Genomic DNA, 16,970 nt, shown 5'->3' with positions numbered 1-16,970 from the left:
TGGTGTAACAGCAGTGCAGGGGGAATCGCCACTCGCAGTGTTGGTAGGAATATTCCTACAGTAATGTCGGAATTGCCTTGCATTTTTGTCGGATATACGTCGGTAGGATCCGCAGACGTCCTACAGCTCGCTTTTCTTTTTCTTAAGACAGATATCGAACGGGCTTACATATTTCCTAGATCGAGGAAGCTGCCATGATGCTCCGCCCCCCCTGCGCCCTGCATCTTTTGCCCGTTGCCATAAAGTGCCTGGCACTTGTTCCTGCGCTATTGATCAGCAATCAAGTGTTTGCCGCTATTGTCCCGGTAAAAGACGAGGTGATGGACATCGATCAATCCAGCCCCGTCAATAATTACGTGTTGTCCAGCGACGCAACGCTGAATGTGAATGGCGGAAGCCAGCACGGCAGGGTTGAATCGACGGGCTCCATGCTGAATATCTCGGCCGGGTCGGCCCTTGTGGCTGCCACGTTGCGTGGCGGTTCCGAGCTCACCATGAATGGCGCTGCGATCAGCAATGGCCTTAGAGTCACTAACAGTCTCGGGACTGTTTCCAACAGCACCATCGCCAATGCCAGCGGTATCGGTCTGAGCGTCAATCGATTACTGGACCTGACAACCGGCTCCAGCGTGAACCTGACCAACAGCTCCAGCAGCGGCGCATTGGCGGGTGCAGTGGTCACGCATTTCAGTCAGCTCGGTCTGACGGGCTCGCAATTGGCAGGCACCGGCGTCGACGGGGTAGGTTTGCGCCTTAATGCCGGTGCAGCGCAGGCCAGTGCCAGCAGTATCGTCGGCACGGTGAATGGCGTTGCGATCAGCTCCGAGGAAGTCTACACAGAGGCGTCACTGAAGCTGGACAGCACGCAGGTGGTCGGGCAGACGGGGGCCGCTATCCGGATTGCCCCATTGATATCAAGGTTGCCAGGCTCCGTTGTGGCGTTAGATGTCAGTAATGGTTCCAGCCTGACGGGTGGCAACGGCAATATGCTGGAAGTCACCGGCGGCTCCTCGGCCGTGATGAATGTGTCGGCAAGCAGCCTGAGTGGCAACGTGCAGGTCGAGTCCGCGAGCGCTGTCACACTCAATCTCGACAACAGCAGCATGACGGGGGATGTACTTGCCGAGTCGGGTGCGCTCGCCGATGTACTGCTCGACAACAACTCAGTGCTGACCGGGCACCTGGAAAACACCCGCAGCGTCGCCATCAACAATGGCGCGCAGTGGGCCATGATCGGCAACGGCAACCTTGCTGAGTTGACCCTGAACGGTGGCTCGGTCCGCTTTGGCGACGCTGCCGGTTTTTACACACTGTCGGTCGCCAATCTGTCCGGCAATGGCACGTTCATCATGGATGTGGATTTTGGCGCGGGTCGCACAGACTTTCTCGACATCACCGGCAGTGCGACCGGCAGTCACTCGCTGCTGATCGGCAGCACCGGCACTGACCCGTCTGCCGACACCAGCCTGCATGTGGTGCGCGCTGCCGCCGGCGATGCGGATTTTTCCTTGGTTGGCGGGGCGGTCGACCTCGGTGCCTGGTCCTACGATCTGGTCAAGCAGGGTGCCAATGACTGGTATCTTGACGCGCAGACCCGCAAGGTCAGCCCTGCTGCCGCCTCGGTCGTCGCACTGTTCAACACGGCACCCACCGTATGGTACGGCGAGCTGAGCTCGCTGCGTACGCGAATGGGTGAGTTGCGTCACAACGGTGGCCAGTCGGGCGCGTGGATGCGCACCTACGGCAACAAGTTCAACGTCTCCGATGCGTCAGGTTTCGGCTATCAGCAAACTCAGCAGGGCTTTTCGCTGGGCGCGGACGGCAAAGTCCCTATGGGTGACGGGCAATGGCTGGCGGGTGTGATGGCAGGGCAAAGCAGTTCAGACCTGAGTCTGGACCGTGGTGCCAGTGGCAAAGTCGACAGCTACTACGTCGGTGCCTACAGCACATGGCTGGACAGCGATACGGGCTACTACTTCGACGGCGTGCTCAAGTTCAACCGTTTCAATAACAAAGCCCGCGTCAATCTGAGCGATGGCATCCGTACAAAAGGCGATTACAGCAACTCGGGTGTCGGTGCGTCGCTGGAGTTCGGACGCCATATCAAGCTGGACAATGGTTACTTTGTCGAGCCCTACAGCCAGTTGGCCGGCGTGGTCGTCGAAGGCAAGGATTATGAGCTGGACAACGGCATGCGTGCCGAAAACGACCTGACGCGTTCGCTGGTGGGCAAACTCGGTGCGACGACCGGGCGCAACTTCGATCTTGGGCAAGGCAGGACGGTCCAGCCTTATGTGCGTACGGCCTGGGTTCACGAGTTTGCAAAAAACAACGAGGTTCAGGTGAACGACAACGTCTTCAACAACGACTTGTCGGGTTCGCGTGGCGAGTTGGGCATTGGTATAGCCGCCTCCCTGTCGGAGCGCTTTCAGGTGCATGCCGATTTCGAGCACAGCAATGGCGATAAAGTCGAGCAACCCTGGGGTGCCAGCGTAGGTATTCGTTACAGCTGGTAAACAAAACGAAAGGCAAAAGGGAGGTCACGATGACCTCCTTTTTTATAGGCCTCAGTTTATCGGCAGTGTCTGTCAACTAGCAGTTTTGCGAGTCGTGGCAATGGCACAGATGTGTTGAAGTAAGCAGGTGTGAATATGGATGTTCACGAAGCAGAAGCGGACTTCAAGGATCTGAACATGATAACGACTCGACTGTATGACCGTTTTCGCCACTGGCTGAGGAGGGGATTCACAGCGCTGTTCAGGCAGGATCCCGGCTATCCACCGCCTTTTATTGCCTATCTTCTTCCCGACGATCCGCAATGGGACGAAGAGGGGTTGTTGCCCGTAGACGATGTATTTAATCCACTGCCGATACAGATTCCCGCGTGGGATTACTACAATGAGCCCCGTTATGACGTCATTCTTACGGTTTACTGGGACAACACTACATTGGTCTATCAGAAAACCTGGCCAGGCGAAGATTTCCCCTCACTCCCCCTTGAAGACCTATTGTTCGACTTGCCGGAATATCATCTCACGGCTGGAATCCACTCGATACGCTATGAGGTGACGGAGTATTCGGGCAATAGCGACTGGTCTGTGCCCCAGACTGTTACCATCGATCTGACTGCCCCGATGCTGGCTGCCAATCAGGGGCAACTGAGGTTTGATACCTCAAAGATTACCTCCGGGTATCTGGCAAGCCACGACGATAGAGTTACTGCCACTATTGAGTCATACCGTGGAGGAGCTCCCGGTGACGCCGTGACCTGGTACTGGAGCCGCGATCCCTTTGCATTCAGCGATGACGATATCGTTTCGACCAGGTCGCTGGCTGCGCCCGAGATCGGCAATTCTGTGACGCTGGTATTCAATGGCGACATGGTTCGGGCACGTGGTGACGGAGTGCGCTATGCGTTTTATCGCCTGACAGATCGTGCAGGGAACGCGTCTTCTTATTCACTGGCGTTCAGGCTTGATGTTGCAGCTCAGCCTGTTCCTCGAGTACTACCGCCACCGAGAATCGAGGGGGCGTCCGGCTCGGCGAGCTACAGCACACTCAATCCGTTGAGTGCTATCAATGGCGCTATCGTGACAATACCTGCCCAGGCTGACATTCGTCCTGGTGACGTTATTGCTGTCCAGTGGGCCGAGCCAGGCAGTACCGGGGCCTACCGAACAGACCAGCCGGAAGCTGCCAGCCCTCTCGAGTTCAGGATTCCGGCCAGTCGGATTCCCCAGCATTTTGGTAAAACGATCCCTGTTTATTACGAGGTCACGGAGCCGAGCGTAGTGGAGCTGCATGTTTCAAGCAGGCATAACCTCACGGTATCCAGGGTCAGCGGTTTTCCGGTGGTGCAATGCGACAAGGTGTCGGGTGGACGGTTGCCGCTGAGCAGCATCGCCGATGGAGGGCGCGCAGTGTTCACATTGAATAGTTGGCTCTTCATGGCGACGGACCAGTTCGTCAATCTTGAAGTGCGCGGGGTGAACAACGCCAGTCAACTGGTGGTTGTTCCGGTACTGAGTGAGTATCCGGTGCCGTCGACCGGCGCAACAATCAGCGCCGGTCATATCAGCAAGGCGGATCTGCAGCGCTTCAAGGTTGGCACCCAGCTGGAGATCAGAGTGCGCGTGAGCTTCGACCAGAAACTCAGCTGGCAGTCGTTTCCTTCACTGGCACCAACGTTGTATGGCTGACGTCGGCATAGCGTGCAGGCATCTGCGGGTTGCTCTGCTATTTGTAGGTAAGGGTAAAGCTCAGCGCACCTTTGGCTTTGCCTGGGCGGACTTCGCTGCTGGCTTCGGTCTGATAGAAGCGCGCATAAAAGTTGAGTGACATGTTACCTGGCGTGATAGCAATCAACGGGACTTCGGTTTGCAGTTCCATGGGCGTCGAGCCGTCGGCCTTGAGCACTTGAATCCCCATGCCACGAGCCTGCGAATCGGTCGTCAGGCTGAAAACGCCGCTATTGACGGGGCCGACCGGCGCCGAGCCGTCGACGCCGTCGAGCTGGACGTGGGCTGTTGCTATAAAGCCGGCGCCGGTGTCGGTCTCGCAATTACTCAGGGCAATATGGAAGGGGACCTTCGTAGTGGTGAAACCGGGCCCGGTAAACTCTGCTCGGTCCCAGTCACCCAGTTGTACCGGGGCTGCGCTGCTTGGAGCGCCTACTGTGCATTGAGCCTGAATCACCGTGCCGGTGACGCCGTATCTCATGACTTTGCCCAGCGCAGTAAGGCTTCCTGACCACAGCTCGCTGCCATCCAGCACATTAGGGCCGGGAGGTATAGGCCCGATCTTGACCAGCGTGATAAAGTTTCTCAGGCCCACGATGCTGATTGGCACGAGCAGGTTGTTATATTCATTGAGAGCCAAAAACGGTACGACAGGATTTCCGTCGACCGGTGTGAAGCAATTGTTACACCCACCTGAGTACGGATGCTCCAGTTTTACCCTTATGCCGACTCCTGAAATATTGGTTTTAAGTACTTTGCCGTTGATGTCTTCACCATTGATCGGTTCCAGACCACCAGAATGGATAGGGGCCGTTGCCGTCGCCCTGAACTCCAGTAGAGCGGTGCCGTCATTGGCGCAAGCGGCCGATAGTCTTGCCAGGTCGGGGGTGTATGCCTCCATATCGATCTTGCCGATAACGCTGCCGATTTTGGCATCTCGGGGGATGTAGATCGTGCCAATGTCACGGCGGAATTCTTTCATCCCGGGGCTGGATAGCCAGTAACAGCTGTCGCCCGGATCCGAATCGTAAGACTCGGCCATAGCGGTTGTGCCATGAACGAGGCTGGCGGCAGTCACGGCAAGCGCCAGTGCATTCAGTACATGTTTCATAAGGGGTTCCTGAAAGGTCGGTGGCACATGTGCGTCAGACCAGAGGTCATTGGCTGCACGTCAATGACTGTATTCGGTAGCCTTTGGTCAGCGGCATATTGGTCGGGTCTATGTGCAGTCGGCATCGGGATTCCGTCTGTTCACCCCAGCTTACGTCGAGGGTTTGTGCCTGCATGCCGGTGGACAGCAAAATCAATCCGCCCTGGCCTGCAATGCCCATGATGTTTCCTTCGGCGTCGCTGAACTGAGCACCGAACGGCAGCGGCTTGCCACTGTCGGTAAGCGCCGTGATAACCAGGCGTGTGACGGTGCGTGCGGCAAAAGTGGTCTTGACCACGGCCCCGCGAGCCGGCACTACTCGAGCGCTGCCGTTATCGATTTCGATCTCCGGACCGAGCTGATCCGTTTGCAGCTCGATGTGGTTGTAACGGTAAGGCCGCAGGTAGGGCACCAGTGCATACCCTCGACTATTGGTCTCGACCCCGATTGCATTCTGTACACCGACGCCCGGTGTGTCGGGCACTTCGATCAGCGCAATGGTATCGCCCAGACTCGGACCGGGTTCGATACCCCCTGCGTGCATCAACAGGGCGCCACTAACATTGATTGACGTGCTGCGATAATCGTTGCCTTGGGTCAGGCCCGCTCCGAAACTTGCAAAAGGCGCCTGATAGCCGACCGCGAGACCTGCGCTTTGCTGGCGGCCGTCATCGTTGCTCAGGCTGGTTCGGTAATTGAGGCGGTTATCGTCGAGGCTGCCGCTCAGACTGGCCCGCTGGCTGTAGTGATCACCACTGTTCTGCAGGTCGAAGGCTGCGCTGCTCGAATGCCCGATATCCAGAGGCAGCGAGATGCTGAGCCCCAACTGCCGGTCATTTTTCTGGTTGCGTGTGTCGGTCAGCGATTGTGAGGCATACAGGTTGTAGGTGACCCCGGCATGCTGAGTATTGAAGTTGAATTGATACTGCTGCTGTTCGGCAGCGCTGCCCCAATAATTCTGCCGGGACATTGTCAGACTGACGCTGCTGCGGCTTCCGACCTTTTGGTGAACGGAGGCCTCCAGCCTGCTACGGCGGCTGCCGGTGAAGGGTCTGTTGTTATCGCGTTGACGCATGGTCTCGTCGAAATCACGATAGCCTTGAGTGGAGTAGCGGTAACCGGCGAAGCGCAGGTTGGTATTGGTGGTAAACATCTTGCCGTACTTGAGGGCGTAACTCATGCCTTGCACGCTGGTCGTTCCGGCACGATCAATGTCCGCGTCCGACTGCGTTGCGTCCAATGCCACGGCCCCCAAAGCGCCCAGGTCCCGCGAGATGCCCAGCGCGGTGGCGCGGTACATGTCGCTGGCCATCAAGCCGCCGTAAAGGGTGGCGTTCCAGCCGGTGCCAATGGCCAGCGTGCTTTGCCAAATCCAGGGCTGCTCGATTGCGCTGGCACCGTTATAGCGGCCCAGTGCGGTGCTGTATTTCCAGACGCCCTCACGCAACAGGTTGCCGATGGTTGCGTAGGGCTGGCTGAAGCGCCGCACCTGACCGTCCGCCTCAGTCAGTACCACTTCCAGTTCGCCGCTGCCCGTAGCCGCCAGATCGTCGATTTCGTAGGGGCCGGCGCTGACATAGGTGGAATAGATCGGGTAGCCGTTCTGCAGCACTTCAAGCTTCGCCCGACTCTGCGCCACACCGCGAATCACCGGGGCGTACCCCTGTGCGGTGTCGGGGAGCATTTCCTGATCGGTTTTGATCAGTGCGCCTTTGATCGGTACGCTACGGAAAACATTGCTGTCGGTGGACGCCTCGCCGATGGTCAGATTCGCGTGAGTGCCGGGCAGGTCACGTTGGGCGTATGCATAGGCCCTTGTCCATTCACGACGACCCTCTTCGTCGTGACGCACGCTTTGATTGCTGCGCAGTCGCCATGCGCCAAGGTTGATACCGCTATTAAGGTACAGATCCGCGCTGTTGCCTGTGCCGGTGTCGGTACGCGTGGTTTGCTGCGCGGACGCCTGGTAACTGACGAATGCGGCATTGATGCCGTAATCCCAGAGCGCCGGATCAACCCTGCCGATGGCATCCAGGCGCATGGCGATCTGCGGTATGGAGATCGACAGTTGCAGCCTGCCGCCGTCCAGTTTGGTGGTTGCCTGGGGAATCAGCCGGGACAGGTCGACGCAGGAGGCCTGCAATAATGTCTGCTCGGCCAGGCTCTCGATGCGTACGCCCATTTGCTCAAGTAGCTCTTTTGACAGGCATGGCAGCAGACCGTTGCCTTGCGGGTTGGCATCGAAGCGCAGTTCCCGCTGACCGAAGTAACGCGTGTTGATGTGAATTTCGACCCAGTGGTTGCCGGGTGCCAGGTCTTCGACCTCTGCGAGGTTATTCAGCGCTTTGTTTGCAGCGTCGATATCGTAGCCCTGGCCCTGGCGCAGAAAACCGGACTGGAAATTGACGAGGTCTGCGGCCTGAATCAGCTCCAGTGGCAGGGCTCCGCTGCCGCAGACAATCAGCAACTGCATAAAACGCAGGCGCACCGGTATGAGCCCGGAGTCGGGTAATAGGGTCATGGTCAATGTCCTGGGGGGGTGAAAGCTGGCCGAAGCGGTTTAATGAGCCAGCGTGACCGGAACGGTCAGCGGAACGCTGTAGCCGCCGTAATCGTTTATCGCTGAAAAAACCACCTGAACGCCCGGCTCTGCTTTCGTTTCGCCAAGCTCATAGGCCTGCGAGGCAAAAGGTGCCAGCATGGCTGCCTGCGCGATCTTTTCGGTCTTGCCGTTGGCCGTGACTTCAAGGCGTATGAACGACACGTGGAAAGGGGTTGGGTTGATCCCCACCAGCCGGGTTTTACCGTTGGACTGCTCGATTGACCATTGCAGGTCCTTGAGGCGTGCAATTGGGTTGTCAGTCAGCCCGGCCGGGCGGTAGAACAGTTTGAGTCGGGTCCGCAGAGCGATATTCAGCACATTGCCTTGCGAACTTTCGGCCTGGGGGATTTCCTGCACATTGAAGAAGAACAGCGATTCGCGATCTGCGGGCAGGTCGTTGGGCAGGCCATTGATCTGCACTTGCTGCTGTTTGCCGGGGTTCAGGCGAAACAACGGTGGAGAGGGTGCAAAAGGCACTGCGGTCACTGTGTCGTCGACTGTCGTGTTGACCCAGGTCTGAACCGCGAACGGGCGATCGCTCGGGTTGGAAATGACCACCGAAGTACTGCGTTTTTCGCTGGCGAACACCACGCGGGTGGCATTGACGGTGAGCGCAGCTTCAGCAACCGGGATGTGAATGCTGAGCACGGCGAGAGCCATGCCTAAGCCGAGCGCGGACTTCGCAACGGCCTGTTGGCAGATAGTGCCGATCATGGTTGTTTTACCTTGAACATCCAGGCCCGTAAAAGGGCCTGGATGCGTTGACAATGGTGCGGCTTGCGACAGGTCTTTTGACCGTTACACAGTGGCCGGGTGTTGTATCAGTTGATGGCGACGGTGAAGTTGATATCTGCCGAGGCAGTGCCCGGCGTCACTGTGGCGGCTGTCGAGCGATAGTAGGCGTCGAAGGTCATGTCGGTGACACCGCCAACGACCAGAGGGTAGGGGGCAGACTCGGTTCCAGGCTCGATAGAGTCTCCGCTAAAGTCACGAATGGCAATGGCGACGCCCGTTGCGCCATCTGCCGTTGGTGTGACAGCAAAGTAGTTGCCGGAACCGTCCGCGGCACCGTCAAACTTTACAGTTGCAACATCGGCGGTGCCTGTAAGACCGCAACTGCCATTGTCTTTGACGCGCAGGGCAAAGCTCTTGCCGCTGTATTCCTGGCCGACGGCGTTGAAGCGGCCAGCGTCGACAGAGCCCATTTTCACCAGGTTGCCAACTGCACCGTCACCTGGGTTGACCACTTCGATAGGGCAGGTGCTGCCGGTGATCTGGCCTTCAAAGTTGATAGTGCCGGTGTTGGCAGATACGGCGGTGCCAGTCAGGGCAGTGGCCAGAGCAAGACCGAGTGCGGATAGCGTTTTATTCACGATGATAACCTTATTGATTGGTTTGGTAGAAAAGTTTGGGAATGTAACTATGTAGTGCATCTGGATAGCGTGTTTGTGATGCGTGTCATGACGGGGCGAGAGTGTATAGAGAAGATCTGGAATAAGGTGTTTCTGAAACTCGTTAATTGGTGGCAGTTGTTGTAGGAAATTTCCGAAATGAATGTGGGGGCTAATGTTTTAGTGTTATTGGTTTTTCTGACGTATGAGGTGAGGCGAATTTTCATTACGTGTGATGAACTGTGATCTTTTGCGGCCACCTACAACGTAAACTCCACACGTGTTGGTTTACCTGGCAGGCGGGGGGTGGGATAGCGAGTACGGGTCTGTTTCACGGATATGAACAGGGCGCCACCGACAGGCGCGTATGAAGTCGTGTCGGTGGCGGATGGGTATGTGGTTCCGTGGCGAACGGTACTAAACTCGTGTAACCCGCATGAGCTCCATTAGCTCTGGGCCAGGATTATTTATAGGGGCAAGGTTTCTAGCACGCGTTACGGTTGGCCCGAATTCTGCGCCCAAGCGATTAAGTGTTGTAACTATCCAGTTACCTCGCTCCGCAGTTGTAGCAGTACTTGACGCTGCGACCGGGGCCAGGTTGCCAGATGAGCTTTGAGCAACGCCTGCCATGCTGCCTCCTGCCACGCTTCTTGCGCTTCTTGCGCTGCTGATGCTCCTTAAGCTGCTGCCGACGCTGCCGACGACGCTGCCGGCCCTGCTGCCAGCGGTCGCCGCAACTTTAGCCGCAGCCGCAACTGCCCTCGCCACCACAGCCCCCGCGCCAAACCCTACCAAGCCAACGGGCACAGCGGCAATACCCAACCAGCCGCCGACTTCTCCGGCCGTCTGATCGTTATTTACAATGGCAACTGTATTGGCCGTAGTTGAAGCCGCTGTCAATGCCGTACCGACGATCAGCGCACCGGTCGAGACTGTCGAAACGGCCGCGGCAGCGCTGGCGGTCATGGAAATGCCCAGGACAGTTACCGGGCCGGTAACCGGTGTGGCTGTTCCTAACGTGGCTATGGTAGCGGCAACGCCCAGTACGGTGAAAACAACGCCTATTCCTACACCCACCCAACCCATGATATCTCCGCCACCTTGTTGCATTGGCAAAGCCCCCTCATCGGGCCGTCTCAACCGGCCGGTCTGACCGCTGGCATCATGTCCTGTCGGGTCGCGCAGGGCGATGGGGTTGCCCAGGCAGTAGGTGTAGGGGTTGACGCCGCCTTCGGCGAAGGGGCTGAGAAAATCCGGGCTGTGGAAGCGCATCAGGAGAGGGTTGTAGGCCCGGTAGCCATTGCCCAACAGATACCAGCCGTTGGCGGCTTCGCGTACTTCACCGTTAAACCCGGCAGTGCTCAGCAGCGCCTCCTCGCTGTGGCGCTCCCCGTAGGCACTGTAGACCGCCTTGCGCAGCTGGCCTTGTTGAAATTCACCCATAACGCTCTGGTTTGCGTCAGTCAGTAGCAACAGGGTTTGCTCGGCGTCGTCCACAATCTGCTGGCCCAGCGGCTGTTCGCCGAGATGCAGGTACTGAGTGCGTTGATCTTCCTGCACCGTGCTGCTCAGTTGATGACCCTCATAGAACCGCAAAATCTCGCTTTCATTGCCATCCCTGGTGGCGACCAGTTGATTGTGGCCGTCATAACGGTATTGGCTGATAGGGGCACCGCCGGTTTCTGCGACCTGCAGCAGGCGGCTCTGGCTATCGTAATGCAGACTGTTGCCATGCTCGTCTTCAAGCTGGTTACCGTTGGCGTCGTAACTGAATGTCGGGTCTGGTGTTTTTCTGGGCGGCGTGTAGGCAATACTCAAAAGCTGGCAGCGGTCTTTATGCTTATCGTCGCCGGGGCTGCCGTATTTGAAAGCTGCTCGCTCAGAGGTGCCATCGGTAAACCTGGTCTGGCATAGCGTAATGTTGTCCAGCTCGTCGAAGGTGAATATTTGTCTGGTCATCTCCCTTTGCAGTTCGTCTCTCGGCAAGCTGCTACCCAGGTAATTCACCAGTGTCAGGCGGCCTCTGGGGTCGTAGCTAAACGTTTCGTGCAGCAGGCTGCTACCCGCCTGTTGCAGGTCGCGGGTTTTCAAAAGCCCGTCCACTGCCCACGTTTGAGTCAAGGTCAACGCCGCTTGGTTGCTTGCGGTCTGGGTTCTGAGAATTTCCTGTCCCTGGTCGTCGTATTCCATGTCGATGATCACGCCAGTTCCGGCCTGCAGGTCCTCGGTGGCCACCTTGCAGAGCTGGCCCAGCACGTCATAGTCGATTGTGGTGCGCAGGTTGCTCTGGTTGATAAACCTGATTCTGCCGAGCGTGTCGTAGTCGTAACGGGTCTCTGCGCCCGCCGCCTCGCCTTTTTTGAGATCGGTGCGCTTGATCGGCCGACCCAGCAGCGATGATTGGTGTCGGGTTTCCCAAGCCTGAGCAAGCAGATTGTCCCAGGTCTCTCCCGTCAGTTGATTGTGCACGTCATAGCGGTAAGTGCGCGTGCCTTGCGGGTTCGTCGCTTCGATGAGGCGGGCACTGGTCTTGTCATAATCGAATTTGGCCGTTTCATCCGGAGCCGTGCTGGAAAAAATCTGATCAGTGAGCGCCCGAGTGTAGGTAAAGTTGATGTTGTCCAGCCCGGCTGTTGTGCGCGACCTGGGCTGCATCTCACCGGCGTCGTAGTTGAACTGTTCGACGCGGTCACCTGTTTTGGTCTGCGTCACACGCTCAAGCCCGTCAAATTTCTGTGTACCTGCCACGGTTCTGGTGGTGCCGTTCTGGTGCACGACCTCGAGCATCGTTGCCAGCTCACTGCTGCTTTGCGGCGCATAACTCCGGTTGATGACGCTGCCGTCTGCAAGCGTGGAGGAGACCATGCGTGACCAGTTGTCGTAGCTGAACAGGGTGCTTTGCTGGAGTGCATCGCGCTGCTCGGTGCAGCGTCCCAGCCCGTCGTACAGAAAGGTCTGCCTGCTCAGTTCCTGCTCAGTCGTGGTCAGGTTCCGGCTGCGGCTCATGCTGTGCGTGCGGCTGCGACCCGTTTTACCAGCGGTCAGCGTCCGGATCCGGTCCGGTTTGCCGAACAGATTCAGCCAGGTTTCACTGCGGCCACTGATGCGGCCCTCCGGGTCGCCACTCTGTTTCCAGGTTTTCTGGATTGGGCCTTTATGTACGCCGCTGCCGATCGGGTCTGAATACTCATAAGTCTGTACGTTGTCATCGGTCGTGGTGCAGCATCGCTGGTTCCAGTCATCGTAGCGGTAGCCAAGGGTGCTGCTGGCCAAGGGTTTGGCCCCCAGCCAGTCATGGGCGGTCTCCTGCTCCAACTGATTCCAGGCGTTGTATCGGGCAGTATGGATTGGCTTCATAACCTGCGACGTGGGGCCCTCGATACGGTCCTTTTCTTCGCTGACAGTGCGTCCCAGCCCATCCATGAGCGAGCGTGTCCTGACGCCGCTGGCGTGGGTCAGCGTTTGTTCTGCCTGCTGCCCGGGAGCATTGCAAAGGGTGTATTCAAACTTGCGACTGGCCTTATAAGGCGTTTCCGCCGCCACTGTTTCCAGGGTCAGCCGGTTGAGTGCGTCGTAGACATATCGTGTTTCCACGCCATCTTCTTCAATCAACAGTTTGTGGCCGGTCAAGGCTGATAGCTGATGCTCGACGGTTTTTTGCGCTGCGTCGAAATTTGTTTCAGTGGTCTGGCTGATCGACAGCATCGTCCCGCCCGGTTGCCATTCGTTGAATTTGCTGTAGGCATACCGGGTGAAGGTGGAATTGCCATTGAGTGTCTGAGTGTGTCGAACGGTACGTCCATGCGCGAAGGGGTCTGCCGGATTGTCGATGAGTTCGATCCGGATCTGCTGCAGCTCTACTTCCGTATCGCCGTCGATCTGCACCAGCGTCTCGCTTTCAGGCACGATCCAGTAAGAGGCCTCGCTGCCTGTCAGCGTACCTATCGATGCGTAGCGATAACGTGTGCTGAGGGTCGGGGCACCCGCCTGCATCGAGGCTGCGGGCTTGATGATCTTTTCTCTGAGTCGGCAGACAAATCCTTCGGCATCGGCCGGGCAGCCATCGCTCGCTCCGGCGGGATACCAGCTGCTGATTTCTTCAATCCCGTCGGCTCGTAGATGCACCAGCACGTTGCCTTGATTGTCATAGGTGTCGGTGACGGTTTCACTGCGGGTGCGGGCAGGTTCGTTCAGTAACTGCCAACTGGTAACGGTTTCCCGGGGCAACTGGCAGTCAGCGGGCTGCTCGGCATAGTGGACGCCCGCTATATAATTGTAAGCGGTGGTTACAGTCTTCTGATGGCCGTTCTGGGCGGTGACCTCCCGGGTCTGCAGATGAAAGCGGTTGAACGTTCTCTCGATACTGCGCACCGGTTTCTCATCCACCCAGAGGCTCTCGGTACAGACGTAATCGTAGTCTTGCAGGTACTTGTAAAGATTATCCAGACCATCGTCGTCCCACTTGATCGACAGCCCGGCACCCAGAAAATTTCGCTGGCGCTGCTGACCGTCCAGGTAGGTATAGCGGACATCAATCGTTGCCTGTTCAAGGCCCGGATTAACAATATGCCGAGTCACTCGAGGTATCCTGACTCGGTTGGCACCCGAGGGGAACGGATGACCTGCATCAAGGTAGAAGATATCTTCGTGACTCCCAGAAGGCGTGTCCACGCTCTTGATACACCGCTGGTTGCCCTCCTTCAACTGGTATTCAAACCGCCAGGAAGCGTTAGTCTCGGGGTTGTCCCCGGTAGGCAGGACGATGCTCGATACTATTTTATCGCTGGTGCTCAGCTTCATGACAAACAGCGCCAGCGGCTTACCCTCCGGCCCGGCAGAGGGGTGCATTGCCAGATTGATTGATGTGCTGCTGCGGGTGATCTGAAGTAGAGCGTCGCCCAGGTCGTCTGTAATCGAGTCAAGCATGAACCGGGTGCTGTTGAAGGGGCTGTGTTTGAGGCGGATGCCGTGTCCAGAGGCAGCGATAATCTGCACGGGCCAGGCCATTTTGTTGTTGCCGCTGTAGTGGACCTCAAGAATCTCCACCAGGCCGGACTTGTGAGCCACCCGGTAATGCGTTGCGTCCAGTTCGTAGAAGTGAAAAGTGTCGAGTTTTTTCTCGGACATCGTCAGTTCGGTTCGGCGGGTGCCGTCCAGACAGGAAACTTCGCGGGTGCCATCGATACAGAAGGTTTCGCCGGTGCTCAGGCTCAGGATATGGGTACCGGGATTGTATTGCGACAGTTGTAGATTCCAGCCTAGCCCGTAGCCGCTGTCGATGCTGTTGAGCTGACTATAGGACAGGTCGAGGTTGAAGCCCGGGCCGCGCAAATCATTACTTTGCAGTTCAGGCAGGGCGATCGATACGTTGTACAGCCCGGTACGGGGATCAACGCCGCTTTTCAGACAGCTCATGAAGTTGAGTGCATTGGAGTGTACGGAAGTAGAAGCAGCCATGGCGCAGGCCTCGCTGTTGATACGTGGCAGGCGCAGCAATGCCTGACCGTTATGCAGTCCATGCGCCTGTTCGGTTGGCGACCTGTCAATGCGGGGCTTTCAGGGAAACCCTTGCGACTTAAGGTCTTGTTCAAACCCTAGACACGCCTGCCCCAGGCGGCAACCTAGTACTTGTGCTAGTGGGCGGGAGATTTTCATTGGCGTAAAAAAGCTAATCCGTTGTCGCACGGCCAAGCCTTGCCGGATATTCATCTCAAGTGAAACGAGACCGGAGTGACCGACATGGCATTGGACGTAAAACCCTCTCTACAGTTGGACCTGCCGCCGCCCGAGGTTCCCTACCTGAAGCAGCCGGAGAATTACCTCGACCTTGATCAGTTGATGGGTCAGGCATTGGAGACCTGGATCAATTATCCGGGAATGCGTGTGGGAGATCGTTTGTTTCCCAATTGGCGGGGTTGCGGTTTGCAGGGTCAGTTGGTGGATTTCTTCGAAGACCTCGTGGTGGTCGAGGAGGATAATCCCAAGGGTGTGGCTGTAATCATTCTCAACCAGCCTCTGCACGAACTCGATCAGGGGTGGGTGTTTTATTCGTATCAGCTGTATGACCCCAACGTACAGGGTAATCGCGGCGAAGAGTCGTTGAGAATATTTTTCAACGTCGGTAAACGGCCCGCTTTATCTGGCGGGTTGGGGGCGCCGCAATGCAAGGAGTCGCACGATCTCAAGCTTGATCCAGAGCTGTTGGAACTGGGTGGAGAAGTCCTGTTTGTGACGCCGCCGTATCACGCCATGCGCATGGGTGACACGATCACCCTGACGCTGGACTTGTTTTTTGGCGAAAATGATCCGTTTCAACCCTTGTCGCAATCGAAGACCCTGACCAATAGCGATGTAGGACTGCCTGTGCAGTGGCGCGTGACGGCTAGCGATCTGCTTCAGATTGAAGGTGGCTATGTGCTGATGAGCTATAGCGTTACCTACGCTGGCACCTCAATAACCAGCCAGTCATCCATTCAGACCCTCGATATCGTCGAGCATGATGACGACTTGTTGCCAGCACTGACGATCAAGGATTTCAGCGGTGGCTCGCTGGATCCGGGCGCCTACCCCGATGGTATAACGCTGATAGTCGGGCCCTATCCGGGTATGGAGGTCAATGACGACGTCATGCTTTACGTCAGCGGCGACACTCGGGTAGCGCAGTCACTGAGGGCTGACCTGTCGAGCGTTGAAAGTGGCATTGTGCAGTTCCGGCTAGCCTCGTCCTGGCTAATCGCCAATAACGGCAGGCAAGTAGAATTCATGTACGAATATGCCCGTTTGGGCGAAGCGAAGAGGTCGTTGTCGCGCGATGTCATTCTGCGGCGGCCTCTCGATCTTCCAGCGCCCGTTATCAAAGACGCGATCATTGATGAACCCGGTGACACGATGGTCAAGGGGCATATATTTGCCCGGCAACTGACGCAGGGTGTGACGATCAGCATACCCAAAGAGGCCTTCATCGGTGCAGGAGATCAGGTGCAGATGTACTGGGATGGCCACGGGAGCACTGGCCGTTTCATTGCCGACCCTTCGCCGAACGACTCCCGGATGTTCCATATCCCGCCCGAGGCGGTGCCTGCCAACATGGGTAAACGCCTGGACGTGTATTACAAAGTCACGCCGGTGCTCGAACCCGCAGGGACCTCCAGAGTGTTCAATCTGGAAGTGAGGAAGTTAGACGGTGGCTGGCCGTTCATCCAGTTCGTGAACCCTCCTGTTTTGGATGCGCGGCTTTCACTCGCCAAGGTACCTCCAGGTGGTGCCGGTCTGGAACTGCCTGGCTGGGTCTACATGGCACCGGGGCAGCGAGTAAGAATAAAGACTGTCGGACTGCTGCAGTCATCTGGCACGGCGCTGACGCTGGGCCTTCGCATCGGCGTAGCGGAGCCGGTTACCGAGGCTGAGTATCAGGCCCGGCGCGTGCCGGTGAGCATTCCAAGAGAGTTTCTGGAGCGCTTGCAAAGAAACAGTGAAACCAACAGCGTGACCGTTGATGTCAGCTTCGATGACGGCCTGAGTTACACCCAATTTCCGCCCATTACTTTTACCTTGGTGGACTAGACAGGCTGCGCAACGCCACGAGGCCC

General features: G+C 57.4%; 8 protein-coding genes. 3 read left to right on the top strand and 5 right to left on the bottom strand.

The genetic code is table 11. From position 1 onward, the window contains the following. Window positions 1-194: 194 nt before the first annotated feature. A complete protein-coding gene (locus tag QRN38_RS06000; protein ID WP_007244754.1) occupies window positions 195-2,516 on the top strand; it encodes an autotransporter outer membrane beta-barrel domain-containing protein in 2,322 nt (773 codons plus the stop codon). Between the two features lie 135 nt (window positions 2,517-2,651). Further along, window positions 2,652-4,199, top strand: coding sequence for a hypothetical protein (locus QRN38_RS05995; protein WP_081025478.1), 1,548 nt, complete (start codon window positions 2,652-2,654; stop codon window positions 4,197-4,199). Between the two features lie 37 nt (window positions 4,200-4,236). On the opposite strand, the gene QRN38_RS05990 is transcribed toward QRN38_RS05995, so the two are convergent. The 5 genes from QRN38_RS05990 to QRN38_RS05970 form a co-directional block, all read right to left on the bottom strand. Continuing rightward, a complete protein-coding gene (locus QRN38_RS05990; protein ID WP_005765826.1) occupies window positions 4,237-5,349 on the bottom strand; it encodes a fimbrial protein in 1,113 nt (370 codons plus the stop codon). Between the two features lie 46 nt (window positions 5,350-5,395). Continuing rightward, window positions 5,396-7,909 (bottom strand): fimbria/pilus outer membrane usher protein, encoded by a 2,514-nt coding sequence (locus QRN38_RS05985; RefSeq protein ID WP_057418989.1) that lies wholly within the window; start codon window positions 7,907-7,909, stop codon window positions 5,396-5,398. Window positions 7,910-7,948: 39 nt separating this feature from the next. Continuing rightward, on the bottom strand, window positions 7,949-8,704 hold the full coding sequence (locus tag QRN38_RS05980) for a fimbrial biogenesis chaperone (protein WP_005765821.1): 756 nt from the start codon (window positions 8,702-8,704) through the stop codon (window positions 7,949-7,951). 107 nt (window positions 8,705-8,811) lie between these two features. Next, on the bottom strand, window positions 8,812-9,363 hold the full coding sequence (locus QRN38_RS05975) for a fimbrial protein (protein WP_057418990.1): 552 nt from the start codon (window positions 9,361-9,363) through the stop codon (window positions 8,812-8,814). Between the two features lie 435 nt (window positions 9,364-9,798). Continuing rightward, window positions 9,799-14,838 (bottom strand): RHS repeat-associated core domain-containing protein, encoded by a 5,040-nt coding sequence (locus QRN38_RS05970; protein ID WP_235814759.1) that lies wholly within the window; start codon window positions 14,836-14,838, stop codon window positions 9,799-9,801. Window positions 14,839-15,120: 282 nt separating this feature from the next. On the opposite strand from QRN38_RS05970, the gene QRN38_RS05965 reads away from it, so the two are divergent. Then, window positions 15,121-16,944 carry a hypothetical protein gene (locus tag QRN38_RS05965; RefSeq protein WP_057418991.1) on the top strand — a complete coding sequence of 608 codons (1,824 nt, stop codon included), beginning with the start codon at window positions 15,121-15,123 and terminating at the stop codon, window positions 16,942-16,944. Window positions 16,945-16,970: the final 26 nt, after the last annotated feature.

Source organism: Pseudomonas sp. CFBP2511, from assembly GCF_030209255.1.
Taxonomy (GTDB): Bacteria; Pseudomonadota; Gammaproteobacteria; order Pseudomonadales; family Pseudomonadaceae; genus Aquipseudomonas; species Aquipseudomonas avellanae.
This window is presented reverse-complemented; position numbering and strand designations above follow the sequence as displayed.

What these genes read in the sequence shown, in the direction of transcription:
- QRN38_RS06000 (WP_007244754.1), top strand. Translation starts at nt 195, where the DNA reads ATGATGCTCCGCCCCCCCTGCGCCCTGCATCTTTTGCCCGTTGCCATA.
- QRN38_RS05995 (WP_081025478.1), top strand. Translation starts at nt 2,652, where the DNA reads ATGGATGTTCACGAAGCAGAAGCGGACTTCAAGGATCTGAACATGATA.
- QRN38_RS05990 (WP_005765826.1), bottom strand. Translation starts at nt 5,349, where the DNA reads ATGAAACATGTACTGAATGCACTGGCGCTTGCCGTGACTGCCGCCAGC.
- QRN38_RS05985 (WP_057418989.1), bottom strand. Translation starts at nt 7,909, where the DNA reads ATGACCCTATTACCCGACTCCGGGCTCATACCGGTGCGCCTGCGTTTT.
- QRN38_RS05980 (WP_005765821.1), bottom strand. Translation starts at nt 8,704, where the DNA reads ATGATCGGCACTATCTGCCAACAGGCCGTTGCGAAGTCCGCGCTCGGC.
- QRN38_RS05970 (WP_235814759.1), bottom strand. Translation starts at nt 14,838, where the DNA reads ATGGCTGCTTCTACTTCCGTACACTCCAATGCACTCAACTTCATGAGC.
- QRN38_RS05965 (WP_057418991.1), top strand. Translation starts at nt 15,121, where the DNA reads ATGGCATTGGACGTAAAACCCTCTCTACAGTTGGACCTGCCGCCGCCC.